This is a genomic window from Nostoc sp. PCC 7524, from assembly GCF_000316645.1.
GTDB lineage: Bacteria > Cyanobacteriota > Cyanobacteriia > Cyanobacteriales > Nostocaceae > Trichormus.
In genome coordinates, this window is record NC_019684.1 from 4,479,667 (window position 1) to 4,495,000 (window position 15,334).

The 15,334-nt window shown below is 42.1% G+C and carries 13 protein-coding genes, 2 tRNA genes and 2 rRNA genes (1 of these 17 cut by a window edge); 9 read left to right on the plus strand and 8 right to left on the minus strand.

Annotated elements, in window-relative coordinates; translation table 11 throughout:
• Window positions 1-11 precede the first annotated feature (11 nt).
• On the plus strand, window positions 12-917 hold the full coding sequence (locus NOS7524_RS17855) for a DNA-methyltransferase (RefSeq protein ID WP_015139891.1): 906 nt from the start codon (window positions 12-14) through the stop codon (window positions 915-917).
• A 62-nt stretch (window positions 918-979) separates the two neighbouring features.
• On the opposite strand, the gene NOS7524_RS17860 is transcribed toward NOS7524_RS17855, so the two are convergent.
• Complete coding sequence (locus NOS7524_RS17860; protein ID WP_041555376.1) at window positions 980-1,192, minus strand: hypothetical protein; 213 nt, start codon at window positions 1,190-1,192, stop codon at window positions 980-982.
• 600 nt (window positions 1,193-1,792) lie between these two features.
• Here NOS7524_RS17860 and NOS7524_RS17865 point away from each other — a divergent pair.
• Complete coding sequence (locus NOS7524_RS17865; RefSeq protein WP_015139893.1) at window positions 1,793-2,953, plus strand: SGNH/GDSL hydrolase family protein; 1,161 nt, start codon at window positions 1,793-1,795, stop codon at window positions 2,951-2,953.
• A gap of 46 nt (window positions 2,954-2,999) precedes the next feature.
• Window positions 3,000-3,362 carry a DUF4864 domain-containing protein gene (locus NOS7524_RS17870; RefSeq protein ID WP_015139894.1) on the plus strand — a complete coding sequence of 121 codons (363 nt, stop codon included), beginning with the start codon at window positions 3,000-3,002 and terminating at the stop codon, window positions 3,360-3,362.
• A 72-nt stretch (window positions 3,363-3,434) separates the two neighbouring features.
• Here NOS7524_RS17870 and larE read toward each other — a convergent pair whose 3' ends face one another.
• Window positions 3,435-4,265, minus strand: coding sequence for an ATP-dependent sacrificial sulfur transferase LarE (gene larE, locus NOS7524_RS17875; RefSeq protein WP_041555831.1), 831 nt, complete (start codon window positions 4,263-4,265; stop codon window positions 3,435-3,437).
• A gap of 78 nt (window positions 4,266-4,343) precedes the next feature.
• Window positions 4,344-6,149, minus strand: coding sequence for a hybrid histidine kinase/response regulator HrmK (gene hrmK / locus NOS7524_RS17880; protein ID WP_015139896.1), 1,806 nt, complete (start codon window positions 6,147-6,149; stop codon window positions 4,344-4,346).
• 191 nt (window positions 6,150-6,340) lie between these two features.
• Here hrmK and NOS7524_RS17885 point away from each other — a divergent pair, with 191 nt between their 5' ends.
• Window positions 6,341-7,207: a branched-chain amino acid ABC transporter permease gene (locus NOS7524_RS17885; RefSeq protein WP_015139897.1), complete on the plus strand. Its 867-nt coding sequence runs from the start codon at window positions 6,341-6,343 to the stop codon at window positions 7,205-7,207.
• Window positions 7,208-7,228: 21 nt separating this feature from the next.
• On the opposite strand, the gene NOS7524_RS17890 is transcribed toward NOS7524_RS17885, so the two are convergent.
• The gene (locus NOS7524_RS17890; RefSeq protein ID WP_015139898.1) at window positions 7,229-7,363 is read right to left on the minus strand and encodes a photosystem I protein PsaX; all 135 of its coding nucleotides are present in this window, start codon (window positions 7,361-7,363) and stop codon (window positions 7,229-7,231) included.
• Window positions 7,364-7,551: 188 nt separating this feature from the next.
• Window positions 7,552-8,454 (minus strand): lipoyl synthase, encoded by a 903-nt coding sequence (lipA, locus tag NOS7524_RS17895; protein WP_015139899.1) that lies wholly within the window; start codon window positions 8,452-8,454, stop codon window positions 7,552-7,554.
• A gap of 219 nt (window positions 8,455-8,673) precedes the next feature.
• Between lipA and NOS7524_RS17900 the strand changes: the two genes are divergently transcribed.
• Complete coding sequence (locus NOS7524_RS17900) at window positions 8,674-9,306, plus strand: response regulator (RefSeq protein ID WP_015139900.1); 633 nt, start codon at window positions 8,674-8,676, stop codon at window positions 9,304-9,306.
• 149 nt (window positions 9,307-9,455) lie between these two features.
• Here NOS7524_RS17900 and cydB read toward each other — a convergent pair whose 3' ends face one another.
• The 3 genes from cydB to nadC form a co-directional block, all read right to left on the minus strand.
• Window positions 9,456-10,469 carry a cytochrome d ubiquinol oxidase subunit II gene (cydB, locus tag NOS7524_RS17905; protein ID WP_015139901.1) on the minus strand — a complete coding sequence of 338 codons (1,014 nt, stop codon included), beginning with the start codon at window positions 10,467-10,469 and terminating at the stop codon, window positions 9,456-9,458.
• 139 nt (window positions 10,470-10,608) lie between these two features.
• Complete coding sequence (locus tag NOS7524_RS17910; protein ID WP_015139902.1) at window positions 10,609-12,054, minus strand: cytochrome ubiquinol oxidase subunit I; 1,446 nt, start codon at window positions 12,052-12,054, stop codon at window positions 10,609-10,611.
• Between the two features lie 49 nt (window positions 12,055-12,103).
• Window positions 12,104-12,970 (minus strand): carboxylating nicotinate-nucleotide diphosphorylase, encoded by an 867-nt coding sequence (gene nadC, locus NOS7524_RS17915; protein ID WP_015139903.1) that lies wholly within the window; start codon window positions 12,968-12,970, stop codon window positions 12,104-12,106.
• Between the two features lie 309 nt (window positions 12,971-13,279).
• Between nadC and NOS7524_RS17920 the strand changes: the two genes are divergently transcribed.
• The 4 genes from NOS7524_RS17920 to NOS7524_RS17935 all read left to right on the plus strand — a co-directional run.
• Window positions 13,280-14,767: ribosomal RNA gene (locus tag NOS7524_RS17920) — 16S ribosomal RNA — on the plus strand.
• Between the two features lie 119 nt (window positions 14,768-14,886).
• A tRNA-Ile gene (locus tag NOS7524_RS17925) sits at window positions 14,887-14,960 on the plus strand.
• An 86-nt stretch (window positions 14,961-15,046) separates the two neighbouring features.
• A tRNA-Ala gene (locus tag NOS7524_RS17930) sits at window positions 15,047-15,119 on the plus strand.
• A 174-nt stretch (window positions 15,120-15,293) separates the two neighbouring features.
• Window positions 15,294-15,334 (plus strand): 23S ribosomal RNA (locus NOS7524_RS17935); it runs 2,779 nt beyond the window's last position.
• The 16S and 23S rRNA genes sit together here with 2 tRNA genes alongside, the layout of an rRNA operon.

Here is a 15,334-nt window from a genome sequence, read left to right on the forward strand (position 1 = left end):
TTAGATATCGCTTGAACTCACAGAAAACAACAACAACAAAATTAATCAAGTTAACACCCTATTACACACAACAGCACGGCCAAGCCTATTTGGGTAACAGCCTAGAAATTATCAGCAGTATCACAGACAATAGTATTAATTTAATCATCACTTCACCACCCTTCGCTTTAACGCGCAAAAAAGAATACGGTAACGAAAGCTCGGATAAATATATTGAGTGGTTTTTGCCCTTTGCCTACGAATTTAAAAGAGTTTTAGCAGAAAATGGTTCATTTGTTTTAGATTTAGGTGGCGCTTATCTTCCTGGTAATCCTGTACGGAGTATCTATCAATACGAATTGCTAATTAAATTATGCAAAGAAGTTGGCTTTTTTCTGGCGCAAGAATTCTATCACTACAATCCAGCAAGACTCCCTACTCCTGCTGAATGGGTAACAATTAGAAGAGTTCGTGTCAAAGATGCAGTCAATACAGTTTGGTGGTTGTCGAAAACGCCGCACCCTAAAGCCAATAATAGAAAAGTTTTAAAGCCATATAGCCAGAGTATGGAAAAATTACTCAAGAATGGCTACAAAGCTAAAATTCGTCCTAGTGGACACGATATTTCTGATAAATTTCAAAAAGATAATCAAGGTGCAATTCCACCAAATTTGATAGAACTTGCTAATACTGAATCCAATAGTGCTTATCTACGACGTTGTAAAGCAGCCGGGATAAAACCACATCCAGCTAGATTTCCTCAAGGTTTTGCTGAATTTTTCATCAAGTTTTTAACTGACGAAGGTGATCTAGTATTAGACCCGTTTGCAGGTTCTAATACTACTGGGTTTGTTGCTGAAACTTTGCAACGCCGATGGATATCGTTAGAGATTAATGAGGATTATGTGCTGGGAAGCCGTTATCGATTTAGTGAATAATCAAGAGTCAATAGTTAACTATTAGCTGTAGACTCTAGACTACTTAACTCTAGAAAGCAGATTTAAATTTCACCATTGACTTGCATTTGGTGAACTTGATCTGCTAACTCTTGACGACTTTGATCATCAAGTTTATCTATCGCTAACATTCCCATCAGAATTACCTCTTTTAGGGTTAAACGTGTTGAATGTGCCTGTTTTTGCACAATCTCCTTAATAATTGGACTGACTCCAATTGCTGTACTAGCTCTAGCCACAAAATTACAGGGAAACATCAATGACTTCGGATAAATCTTAGCATTTCCCACGGGCTTATTCTATATAAATTGCACTAAATTTAATTGGGTGATAACACATAAACCCTAAGTGTTAACCTATGAACGTGTCTAAGTAATTAGTAAAATTTATCACATTTACTCTCAATGTAAAAAAATATGAATGTTTTTAGCTAAAAACCTTCTTCCTTCCATTCATACCGACTCAATTAATGATCACAGTACATACTTTAGTATGGAAGCACTGTTGAGCGTCTTGGGAATTAGTCATGTGTGACATTACTGTTCCAATTAGTACAAAATCTTTACCACTCAAGATCATCCTAGCTTTGTGCTTACGGAGTCCATCACTTGGTAAAAAATGCTTCATAAATATAACCAACCCAATGGCGCTTCTGAAATCTGACATCAAGCTAGTCTATATACTAGAAAAGTTGGGTTTTAAAGAATTTGTAAATTGTCAAAGATAATCTTGTTAACCTAGTTTACAGAAATATACATTCTCAATAAGAATAATATTTAACCACAGTAAAATTTCCTGAATACGGATAATTAACGCTGTCAAAGAAAAAAGCAGTAACTTAGAGGAGAGAGAAAGCGATGAGGGAACCTTATCTGTTGGCAGCAGGCTTGTTAACAGGATTGGCAATACCAGCATCAGCTCTTCCAGAGATGTCACATATCTTGCCAAAAAAGCACATATCACATTTGGATACAAAACAAACTTTGCAGACAATAACAGATGTAAAAAACAATCTGAATAATGAAATATCTGCACCTGAATTTAGTAATCAAGTATCCCAGCCTGTAGAAAAATTACAACCAACATTAAGCGAAAAATTTTTCCCTAGGCTTTTGCATCTCTCCTTATCAGAATTGAGCAGCCAACTGTTACCCTCTTCAGAGGCTTCTGAACCAAAAACCAGTGAAAAACACCTTTCCAGTGAAGATGTTACCTTAAGGCGATTTAACACTCAAGAATTACCAAACCCATTAGAATCATTATTTAATCCCAACAACCAACCAACTAATCTGCCATTAACATCTGGTAATCAACTTTACTATCAAAGGTTATCAGCACTGAGAACAGGCCAGATTTATACACGTACAGATATTGATAGTTTGCAATTATTGCGAGAGTCAGGTCAAAAGCAACAATTAACTTATGAAGATTGGAAAATTTTATTAGCTTTAGAAGGGAAAGCGATCGCTCAAGGTCAAGGCAAAAATCGCTTGAGTATCTTAGTTGGTGATTCCTTAAGCTTGTGGTTCCCCAGAGAAAAACTACCTACTGGTAAATTATGGCTCAATCAGGGCATATCTGGAGATACATCTGGTGGTATCGCCACCAGATTGGCAGCCTTTTCTAAAACGCGACCAGATGCAATTTATATTATGGCTGGGATTAACGACTTAAGAAAAGGTACAAACGATGAAGTAATTTTGCGTAATTACCGCCGAATTATGCGGAGCTTACGACAAACTCACCCTCAAGCTCAGATATTTGTTCAGTCTATCCTACCGACTCAAATCTCAACAATTCCTAATAGCCGCATTCGTCGTTTAAATACGAGAATTGCTCAGATTGCTAAACAAGAAGGAGCTAATTACTTAAATATTCATCACTGGTTTGCAGATGCTGATGGTAACTTACGCTTAGATTTAACCACTGATGGATTACATCTGTCACAAGATGGTTATGATGTTTGGCGATTTGCCCTCCAGCAAGTAGAATTCAAACTCTCTCAAACTAGAAATTGAGCGATAGGCTTCACTCTGATATAGACGATCGCAAATTACAGGTTTTATGGAAGCTACTGAGAACGATTTTATTGCCATACGCTCTGTTGTAGAATGCCAACTAGCAGCATTTCAAAAGGATGATGCTCAAGCAGCTTTCACCTTTGCTAGTCCTGCAATCAAAGAGCAATTCCAAACCGCAGAGAACTTTATGCGAATGGTGAGCCTGAGTTATCCGGCAGTTTACCGTCCTCGCTCTGTATTTTTCGATAAAATTACCACAATCCAAGACAACATCACTCAGCCAGTATTGCTGCTATCACCTGATGGAGTTCCCCTAAAAGCCTTATATTTTATGGAAAAACAACCTGATGAGACTTGGAAAATCAATGGTTGTATTTTAGTCTCAGTAGAAGCGGAAACCATATAGGGTGATTAATAAATTCTGTAGTCAGAACTAAGCACGCGGCTCATCGCCCCGAAGAAAGCTAACAGCACTTACTCATACTTTAGCTCCCAAGGCTTCCCGATTTAAGACTTGGTTTAATTTGCCACTGCGATAACCTTCTAAATCAAGAGTTACATAGATAAATCCAAACTCTTGGAATGCTGTCACTACAGACTGCAAGTCTGTCATCATGACGAAATCTTTAATTTTTTCGGGTGATAATTCGATGCGTGCGGTATCGCCTTCAGAACGAACACGTAGATTCTGCCAACCTAGCTTTCGCAGATAAATTTCTGCTCTACCTACGCGTTGTAACTTAGCGACAGTAATTTCTTCACCGTAGGGAAAACGGGAACTGAGACAAGGTTGTGCTGGTTTATCCCACCAAGGTAAACCTAAGTGTTGGGAAAGTTGCCGGACTTCTAACTTGGTGACACCGACTTCAGCTAAAGGCGATCGCGCTCCTCTTTCTTTCGCAGCTTGGATGCCTGGGCGATAATCGTTTAAATCATCAGCATTCACCCCATCCACCACATAGGGATAGCCCAACTCTATAGCTAGAGGTTTGAGGTTGTCGTGTAATTCGCTTTTGCAAAAATAACAACGGTTGACAGGATTAGCTGTGTAATTAGGATTTTCCATCTCGTGAGTCTGGATGATTTGATGAGGAATCCCAATAGTTGCGGCTTGAATTGTGGCATCTTCTAGTTCTTCTGGTAACAGCGAAGGTGAAACAGCTGTCACAGCCAAAGCGCGATCGCCCAACACATCATAAGCAATCTTGGCAACTAAAGTGCTATCAACGCCACCAGAGTAGGCAATCAACGCCTGTCCCATCTCTGCAAATAAAACTTTTAATTGCTCAAGTTTTTCTGTCAACATCATTTCCCAATTCCTGCCATAAGCCAATAGCACCAGATAGATTCTATTGTAGTCATTGCCCATTGACCAATCACCGATGCTTTAACTCGGTTGACTATACTTTGCTACCAAACTAGCCAAAAGTGATAAGTCGATTGGTTTAGAAATATATTCATTACATCCAGCAGCCAGACAGATTTCGCGATCGCCTTTCATAGCCATGGCAGTTTGGGCAATAATAGGAATCTGTTGATATTCAGGTTTTTCTCGTAACTGCTGCACCAGATCCAAACCATTGGCATCTGGCAGAAAAATATCTATTAAAATAACTGCTGGCTGTTTTTGGGTGAGTGCTGCCCACATTTCCCCAGGATTTTTGACACAATTTACTTCATATCCCAACTTACTCAGATGAATTTGCATCAGTTTCGCGTTGGGTAAGTCATCCTCCACCAGCAAAATTTCTTGGCTGGTGCTGGGAGTTATAGGCAAAGATTTTGAAGATGTTGCTTCTTTATCTTCCTCCATATCCGTTGATAAAACTGCGCTTGTAGGTCTTAGCGGTAAGATGATAGTAAAATGGGAACCGCAATCAGCTTCTGATTCCACCTTCACAGAACCGCCATGAATTTCTGCCAGTTTTTGCGTTACTGTTAACCCCAAGCCAGTACCTTCATTTTGGCTAGCTGAGGAGTTAGAAACTTGGAAATAAGGATGAAAAAGTAGAGTTTGGTTTTCTTTGGATATACCAACACCTGTATCCCAAACCAGAAAATGCAAGCATGAGTCCTGCCGTGTCACTTTTAAACCTACAGTGCCTTGACTGGTAAACTTGACGGCATTGAACAGCAAATTTAAGAGCATTTGCTTGAGCCTTAAGGGATCTGCTACTAAGTTTATGACATCAGAATCTATTTCTAAAGATAACTTTAACCCCTTATTACTAGCTTTTTCTTTGATCAGTGCTAGAACATTGCGACACAATTCTGGCACATCAACTTTTTCCCATTGCACTTCTAATTGATTAGCTTCAATTTTAGAAAGATCCAAAATGTCATTGATCAGAGCTAGTAAATGCTTGCCACTAGACTGAATGATATTTAAATATTCACGATGACGTTCTCTAGTTGGATCGTAGCCTTGAGCTAGGAGCAGGTGGGTAAAACCAATAATGGAACTTAATGGTGTGCGAATTTCATGACTGGTGTTGGCTAAAAACTGATTTTTTAGTTGATTTGTTCGCTTCAGTTCTTGATTAGAGATCACTAAATCCTGAGATTTTTGTTGTAAAGATTGAAGTTGTTTAAGTTGCGTCAGTGTTTTAACACACTGCTCTGCTGCCTTAGCCATTAATAGCGGACTAAGTTTAACTTGTGATGTTGTTAACGTTTGGCTGTGAGAGTTTGGGGTAAGTGTAGCCATGAGTAACCAGCCAATTATAGTCCCGACTGCATCAGTTAATCTCCAAGCTGTTGGCGGCTGTTGGGTTTCTAAATCTTGTAAATCTTTAAGTTTGATTTCTGCTTGCAATTCCAACCGCAGTTTTCTACCTTTTTTCAGCCCCACCTCTGGTAGCAGAGATTGTGAACCAACAAGTAAAGAATGAGAAATATAGTAAATCTTACCAACTGCGTCTTGTGGTTGAAACAGGGCAATACCTACGGCAAAATGTGCGATCGCCACTCTATTCCCATTTAAAATCAGGTCGAGTTCATTCACCACAGTTTGAAAAATTCCAGTTTCTGTGGTTCTTTCCTGTGAGACATTGGTAAAAACAGCAAATAGACAATCATTCAGCCGAATTTGTAGCTGGTTCAAGCTGCGCTCCAGCCATAACTCAGCCTGAAGTTGTGAAGTTGTGGTATCTACCTGTGAGTTCTGTTCTGGTAAGCTTGAATACTGCTGCATGGTCAACTAGACCGTTGAACAATTGTGGTGTCGCAAAAAAAATGCGAACAAGATTCTATGTATATTAGCTCACAATTCTTTTTTGTTGACAAATTATCACCTATAGTGTCGAACAACACTGCAAAACCAGAAATTATTAATTGAAATCAGCCATTAAAAGTGATTAACAGACAATTTATTTAGGTGAAACTATGGACACACAAATAATTCAGCTAATTGTCAACGGTATTGCGGTGGGGAGTATCATTGCTTTAGCCGCAGTCGGACTCACACTTACTTACGGGATTTTACGGTTATCTAATTTTGCTCACGGTGACTTTTTGACGTTAGGGGCTTACCTGACTTTACTCCTCAATACCTTGGGGTTAAATATTTGGGTGTCAATGGTTTTGGCTGCCGCAGGTACAGTCTTGGCAATGCTGTTATCAGAAAAATTACTGTGGTCAAGGATGCGCTCTATCCGTGCTAATTCCACGACGCTGATTATCATCTCAATTGGACTAGCCTTATTCCTCCGCAATAGCATTATTCTCCTGTGGGGAGGTAGAAATCAAAATTACAACTTACCCATTACCCCGGCACTTGATATTTTTGGCATCAGAGTACCGCAAAATCAATTGTTGGTGTTGGCATTGGCATTGTTAGCCATCGTGGCGCTGCACTACCTGTTACAAAACACTAAAATTGGCAAAGCGATGCGAGCTGTGGCTGACGACTTAGATTTAGCCAAGGTATCTGGGATTGATGTTGATCAAGTAATTTTTTGGACATGGTTAATTGCTGGTACACTCACCTCCTTGGGTGGCAGTATGTATGGCTTAATTACAGCTGTACGTCCTAATATGGGGTGGTTTTTGATTTTGCCCTTATTTGCTTCCGTAATTTTGGGAGGCATTGGCAATCCCTACGGAGCGATCGCCGCCGCTTTTATTATTGGTATCGTCCAAGAGGTAAGTACACCCTGGTTGGGTTCCCAGTATAAGCAAGGTGTGGCGCTATTAATCATGATTTTGGTGTTGCTCATTCGTCCCAAAGGTTTATTCAAAGGGACGATTTGAGCAACACCATGAAGCTGCTAACTATTCAATAATGTGGAAATAGTATGCCGCTACTAAAAAGTTAACAGCCAGTAGTAGAATAGCCCAACCTGTGCGGAAAGCATAGGGTGGTTTAGCTCCAGAATCAGCAACTGCGGGATTTTTAACTTTAGCCATATGGCGGTTCTCCTAATGTCAGACTTTTTCAGAAATACCAAACAGAGGAGCCAATTATCAAAATTCTTTAAAAATATTTGTGAGAATTTAGGAAATTGGGGACTGGGGACTGGGAAACAGAGGAGCAGAAGAGAAAAGTTAATAACTATTGGCTCTTATCGGGCTACGCACCGCTACACTAACAGCACTCACTCCTCCCCCGCATGATATGAACTACGAACCAAAGGCCCGGAACGGACATGACTAAATCCCATTTCCCAGGCGAGTTTGCCGAGTTCATCAAATTCCTCTGGTGTCCAATATTTTTGGACTGGCAGATGTTCTAAGGATGGACGCATATACTGACCTAGAGTGAGGCGATCGCACCCTACAGCCCTTAAATCCGCCATTGCGGTGACGATTTCTTCCCTAGTCTCCCCATGTCCTAACATTAAACCGGATTTGGTGGGAATAGTCGCATCGAGTTCTTTGACTAGAGATAATACCCGCAAAGAGCGATCATACTTGGCTCCTCGGCGGACTGGCCCCGTTAACCGTCGTACCGTTTCAATATTGTGGTTAAAACAAGCTGGCTTGGCTGCCACAATCAACGCGATGCGATCGCGTTGTCCTACTTCTCCAGCACCTGCTCCACCCCAAAAATCTGGTGTTAGCACTTCAATTTGGGTGTTGGGGTTCAAATCACGAATAGCTGCGATCGTTTTCACAAAATGACCTGCACCCTGATCTGGCAAGTCATCACGGGCTACAGAAGTCAGTACCACATAACGCAATCCTAAAAGCTGCACTGCCTCCCCTACCTTTTGTGCTTCCTCTGGATCAATAGGCATTGGTGCATGGCCTTTATCTACTTGGCAAAAGGCACAAGCACGAGTGCAGGTTGGCCCCATCAGTAAAAATGTCGCAGTTTTTTGGGCATAGCACTCACCCCGATTGGGACAGCGACCTTCTTCACAAATTGTATGGATTTGACGTTGCTTGATAATCCTTTGTACGGTGGAGATTTCACTAGCTTTGCCAATAGGACGGCGTAACCAGCTAGGCATTGCCGTAATTTCTGACTTGATTTGGGCTGATTGTGAAGAAGTCATATCACTCCAAGCAATGGTACTGTAAGGCTTTAAATATCACCTTGACATAAAATTTTAAATACACAAGTAGAAGTTTTGTAAAGCACTACCTGCAACGACATTTATACCGAAATATACTATCCCCCAATTAATAACAATGTTGGATATAGTGGGAGCATTCTCACGGTCAATCGGCAAAGCCGTTATTTAAACTTAGATATTCTTTAAGAGCAATCAGTCGTGGTAAGTAACAAAATTCTAGTTATCGATGACACTACCGTCGTCAGGGTGAAAGTACGAGAAATGCTACCTCCTGGCAATTTCGAGGTATTGGAAGCAAAAGACGGTTTAGAAGGATTCAATTTCATCCGTCAGGAAAAACTCAGCTTAATTATGTTGGATTTCCTCTTACCCAAAATGAGTGGTTGGGAAGTTTTCCAACAAGTTCAGGCTAATCCTGATTTAAGAAAGATTCCTTTAGTCATTATGTCTGGCCGCAAGGAAGAGGTAACTGAAAAAATCAGTGAACCTTTTGAATATTTTGAATTTTTGGGTAAACCTTTTGATCAAAAACAGCTAATTAACGCCATTAAGTCAGCAATGACCAAGGCTAAACTACCACGCCCAGAACCTGTTGCCGTGGGTGTTGCTGTTAAAAATGGTACAGTAGCAACTGCCACTGTCACCAATGGGGCGATAGCCACCCCTACTGTTGCTAAAACCGCTACAGTACCAACTGCCGAGCCAGAAGTAACTTCAGCAGCAGAAATTCAAGCGTTGAATGACAAGATTGCCAAAATGCAAGCAGAAATTGATGGCTTGAAGAAACAATTAACTCAGGTGGTAACTTTTATTAAACAAAAAATCAAGTAGCATTGACGTTAACTATGATTATTGCCACCACTAAAAACAGCTATCTGATTCAATGTGGCTAAAAATAGTTAGCTTAAACAACATCAAAAATTTTAGTCCAAGTCCGCTCAAGCGGACTTATTTTATATTGTGGTGATTTTTAAGAAATTTTACTCCCCATATTGTCCACCAGTAACTTTACCCCGAAACACAATGTACTGGTAAAGGTTGTAAAACAGCATTACCGGAATCAGGAAGCCAATAAATATAATCATAATTACTAGGGAACTGGGGTCAGCTGATGCTTCATAAATTGTGATCTGAGTAGGAATAATGTAGGGAAAAACAATTAATCCCAATCCTATAAATGTCATTACAAATAACAGAATTGTCCAGACAAAAGGCGTTCGTTCTTCCTTACGTTCAAGACTTTGCAAAAGTTGCCAAATCAACCACACTCCCAACACAGGAATAGTTGCAAAGATATAAACTAGGGGTTGCTGAAATAAACGTGATCTAGCACTTTCATAAATGATTGGTGTGGTAATTGTGATCAAAATCGCACCAATTAGTGTTGTCCAAGCAGCAAGTTTAGCTGTTTGATAGTGCGTTTCCTGTAATTCTCCTGTAGTTTTCCAAATCAAATATGTAGAACCAATCAAAACATAGCCTTGAATTAAAGTTAAAGCTACCAACACCGACGGTATACTGAACCAATCCCAATTGCTACCGATAAAGTGTCCTGTTGCATCAACTTTAATACCTTTTAATACTGCACCCAACGCGAAACCTTGACCAAGTGCAGCAGCAAAGCTTCCAGCACCAAAGGCGAAATTCCAAAAAAATTTACGTCTGGATAATTCTCGAAATTCAAATGCTACACCCCGAAAAATAAACCCAAATACCATCACAAGAATAGGGATGTACAAAGCATTCAAAATTGTGCCGTAAGCCAGAGGAAATGCACCAAAAAGCCCTCCACCCATGAGAACTAGCCACGTTTCATTAGCATCCCAAATATTGCTCAAGCTAGTCATTAATATGCCTCGCCGTTCCTCATCAGAGGAAGTCAGAGATAAAATACCAACCCCTAAATCAAACCCGTCTAGCATTACGTAGAGGAATAAAAAGAGGGCTAAAATTACAAACCAGACTTGGGGGAGAAAATACTGTAGCGTCTCCATATAGTCTCCTATCAGTAAAGTAATAGGTGGTAATTTTTCCTAAATATTATGAAGAAGCACAGATAAATACAGACGATTTATGCTTGTTTCTCTGTGCTTCTTTGGTTTCAATCTTATGAGATTTTACGGTTTCAGTGACTTATTGTTGTGCCTCAACAGGACGTTCATCGGGAAGAAACTCACCAGGCGTTGTTTCTACTGCGGGTTTATTAATTTCTGTTCCTGGTATTAGTAGTTCCAGGTTTGGCCCTGTGCGGATAATGCGGCTACCAAAATACATAGCCGCTACAAATAAGATGATATAAACTACAGCAAAAGCAGTGAGTGAAGTTAACACATTACTAGCAGGTAAACGAGAAGCCGAATCAACAGTACGAATTTGTCCGTAAAGTGTCCAAGGTTGTCTACCCACGCATCGCACAATCCAACCTGATTCAACGGCGATGTATCCTAAAGGCGCAGCAAATACCCAAGCCAGCATTAACCAACGTTGCTGGGTAATGTTTTCTGCTGAAAGTTTGCCACGTAACCATTGCAGTGTACTCAAAAGCATTAAACCTGCAAAGAAAAAACCAATGGCGATCATTGTCCGGAAGGCATAGTAAATCAAACCTACCATGTGGGGACGATCCTCTGGTTTCCACTCTTTTAAACCTTGCACTGGTTGAGAAAGATTCTTTTTAAATTCCAGAATGTATCCCAAAGCATTAGGAATAGTAATTTCCCAATCGTTTTTCTCAGCTTTCTCATTAGGTATGGCAAGTAAACTCCAGTCAGCAGGTTGTCCGGCTGGTGTGCTTTTCCACTGGGCTTCCATGGCGGCTAATTTTGTGGGTTGATAGTGATAAACTTGTTCGCCGCTTAAATGACCAATGTATATTTGTAATGGTGCAACTGCGATCGCCGCTGCTAAGGCAATCTTTAAAGATTGACAAAAGAATTCTGTGTGGCGTTGTCGGAGAATGTACCAAGCACTGATTCCCCCAATCACAAATAAAGAAGTCTCTAGTGTAGCAAAGAACATATGCAGCACACTGTTGACCATAAAGGGATTTAAAATGGCTTGGAAATAATCGTGAACCACAAACTTGCCATTCACCAATTCCCCACCTGCGGGGGTTTGCATCCAAGAATTAGCTGTCAAAATCCACAGGGTTGAAAGATTTGCACCCACAGCCACCAAAATAGTTGAGAGATAGTGAATTGCAGGATTCACCCGTTCCCAACCAAATAACATAATCCCTAAGAAAGCAGCCTCTAGCATGAATGCCCAAGAAGCTTCAAAACCAATTACACTGCCAAAAAAGTTACCTACTGCTTCCGAAAAGGGAGCCCAATTTGTCCCAAACTGAAATTCCATTGGGATACCAGTAGCTACACCAATCCCAAAATTCAGGACGTAAAACTTTGACCAAAAGCGGGCATGAAGATAATAGTCTGGATTTTTAGTTTTTAGCCAGAGTCCCTCCACAATGACTAAGTAAATCCCCATCCCTGTAGTCAGAACAGGCCAAAGCATATGAAATATTGCAGTCAGAGCAAATTGCATCCGTGATAGCACAACGGAATCGGATAAAAATTCCACGAACTTTCTCCATTAGCTAGCCACAATATTTAGGGTATAGTATCACCCATTAAATTGGAATCTTCATACTCAAATCCAACCACCCGGACTGAGTAATCGGCGCACTACTAGAAATATAGTCAACCCCTGTCTCCGCTACAGCACGAATAGTTGCTAGAGTCACATTACCAGAAGCTTCGATTTTTACCCGTTTATCTTGCTGGCGAATTAGATGCACCGCCTCACGCATTAAATCCAACGGCATATTGTCCAACATAATGATGTCAGCTTTATACTGCAAAGCTTCTTGCACTTGATCTAAACTTTCTGCCTCCACTTCGATTGTCAAGGGATACGGAATTTTGGCACGAATACGTGTAATAGCTTCTCCAACTCCCCCAGCAGCAGCAATATGATTATCTTTAATCATCACCGCATCATCCAAACCCATGCGATGATTGATCGCGCCACCCACAGCAGTTGCATACTTCTCCAACAGTCTCAATCCTGGTGTAGTTTTGCGCGTATCCACCAATTGAGCTGATAAATCTGCAATTTGATCAACATATTTATTAGTTAGGGTAGCAATTCCACTTAAACGCATAGCCAAGTTAAGCGCCACTCGTTCCCCCATCAGTAAGGCATCCAAAGAACCATCAATTTCAGCTACTACTTGTCCTGCTTCACAGAACGAACCTTCATTAGCAGTAGCCACAAAGTTCACTTTTTCATTCAGAAGCTGAAACACCCTTGCAGCAATTGGTAAGCCAGCGATTATTCCTGGTGCTTTCACTATCCATGTAGCTGTTCCTGTAATTGCATCTGTGGCTAATAAGCTGTTGGTTGTGCGATCGCCTCGACCAACGTCTTCCAACAGCCAACTACTCAATAACGGATCTATTACCAGCCAAGGCGGCAAAACACCATATTTGCTCACGATTTAATCACTTCCCTATAACTTTCAGGAACACTATAGCCTAAAACACTGATTATCCAAGCTTTGTAGGGATAGGGGAAAAAAGAGGAGAAATATTTTGTGGAAAGAGTTGACACTGTGTTGAGAGTTAGCTATATTGGATAAGTGCCTGAGAGACGAGCGCGGCAAAGCGCAGTCCGGAGGCGACCGAACCTTGAAAATATTATAGTTTGAAAGCCAGTATACAACAAGACCCTGCGTCAAGAAAAAATCACACCAGGCTGGGGTGGATAAAGAGCAGCCAAAGAAAGAGCTAAAAACAAACGATTCAAAACGGAGAGTTTGATCCTGGCTCAGGATGAACGCTGGCGGTATGCTTAACACATGCAAGTCGAACGGTCTTTTCGGAGATAGTGGCGGACGGGTGAGTAACACGTGAGAATCTGCATTCAGGTCGGGGACAACCACTGGAAACGGTGGCTAATACCGGATGTGCCGAGAGGTGAAAGGCTTGCTGCCTGAAAATGAGCTCGCGACTGATTAGCTAGTTGGTAGTGTAAGGGACTACCAAGGCGACGATCAGTAGCTGGTCTGAGAGGATGATCAGCCACACTGGGACTGAGACACGGCCCAGACTCCTACGGGAGGCAGCAGTGGGGAATTTTCCGCAATGGGCGAAAGCCTGACGGAGCAATACCGCGTGAGGGAGGAAGGCTCTTGGGTTGTAAACCTCTTTTCTCAAGGAATAAGATATGAAGGTACTTGAGGAATAAGCATCGGCTAACTCCGTGCCAGCAGCCGCGGTAATACGGAGGATGCAAGCGTTATCCGGAATGATTGGGCGTAAAGAGTCCGTAGGTGGTTGTGAAAGTCTGCTGTTAAAGAGCAAGGCTCAACCTTGTAAAGGCAGTGGAAACTACACAGCTAGAGTGCGTTCGGGGCAGAAGGAATTCCTGGTGTAGCGGTGAAATGCGTAGAGATCAGGAAGAACACCGGTGGCGAAAGCGTTCTGCTAGGCCGTGACTGACACTGAGGGACGAAAGCTAGGGGAGCGAATGGGATTAGATACCCCAGTAGTCCTAGCCGTAAACGATGGATACTAGGCGTGGCTTGTATCGACCCGAGCCGTGCCGGAGCCAACGCGTTAAGTATCCCGCCTGGGGAGTACGCACGCAAGTGTGAAACTCAAAGGAATTGACGGGGGCCCGCACAAGCGGTGGAGTATGTGGTTTAATTCGATGCAACGCGAAGAACCTTACCAAGACTTGACATGTCGCGAATCTTCTTGAAAGGGGAGAGTGCCTTCGGGAGCGCGAACACAGGTGGTGCATGGCTGTCGTCAGCTCGTGTCGTGAGATGTTGGGTTAAGTCCCGCAACGAGCGCAACCCTCGTTTTTAGTTGCCAGCATTAAGTTGGGCACTCTAGAGAGACTGCCGGTGACAAACCGGAGGAAGGTGGGGATGACGTCAAGTCAGCATGCCCCTTACGTCTTGGGCTACACACGTACTACAATGCTACGGACAAAGGGCAGCAAGCTAGCGATAGCAAGCAAATCTCACAAACCGTAGCTCAGTTCAGATCGCAGGCTGCAACTCGCCTGCGTGAAGGAGGAATCGCTAGTAATTGCAGGTCAGCATACTGCAGTGAATTCGTTCCCGGGCCTTGTACACACCGCCCGTCACACCATGGAAGCTGGCAACGCCCGAAGTCATTACTCCAACCATTCGTGGAGGAGGATGCCTAAGGCAGTGCTGGTGACTGGGGTGAAGTCGTAACAAGGTAGCCGTACCGGAAGGTGTGGCTGGATCACCTCCTTTTGAGGGAGACCGAATCCACTCACAAATCGAAAGCGAAAGTGAATAGATTTGGAGATGGTCTACTCTAGGTCGGTCGCAGAGATTGTTGAAGCTTTCAAACTATGATTTGGTTCGAGTACGGGCTATTAGCTCAGGTGGTTAGAGCGCACCCCTGATAAGGGTGAGGTCCCTGGTTCGAGTCCAGGATGGCCCACCTGAAGAATTTTAGGTTGGCGATTTTAGATTTTAGATTGTATTTTGCAATCCGAAATTGCGAATCCAAAATCCAAAATTCGGTTGGGGGGTTTAGCTCAGTTGGTAGAGCGCCTGCTTTGCAAGCAGGATGTCAGCGGTTCGAGTCCGCTAACCTCCACCTGGAAAGACAAAAACGAATGGGGAAAAAAGTTCAGCAACTAACTATGGAGTTAGACTGCTGGGTGAGTACCAGCCAGAACCTTGAAAACTGCATAGAAACGCGATTGAAAGCAGGCAGACACAGACATCCGAAGGATAAAAGTGTTTGCAATGGAGAAACCAATGAAATTGTGGTCAAGCTAATAAGGGCTCATGGTGGATACCTAGGCACAC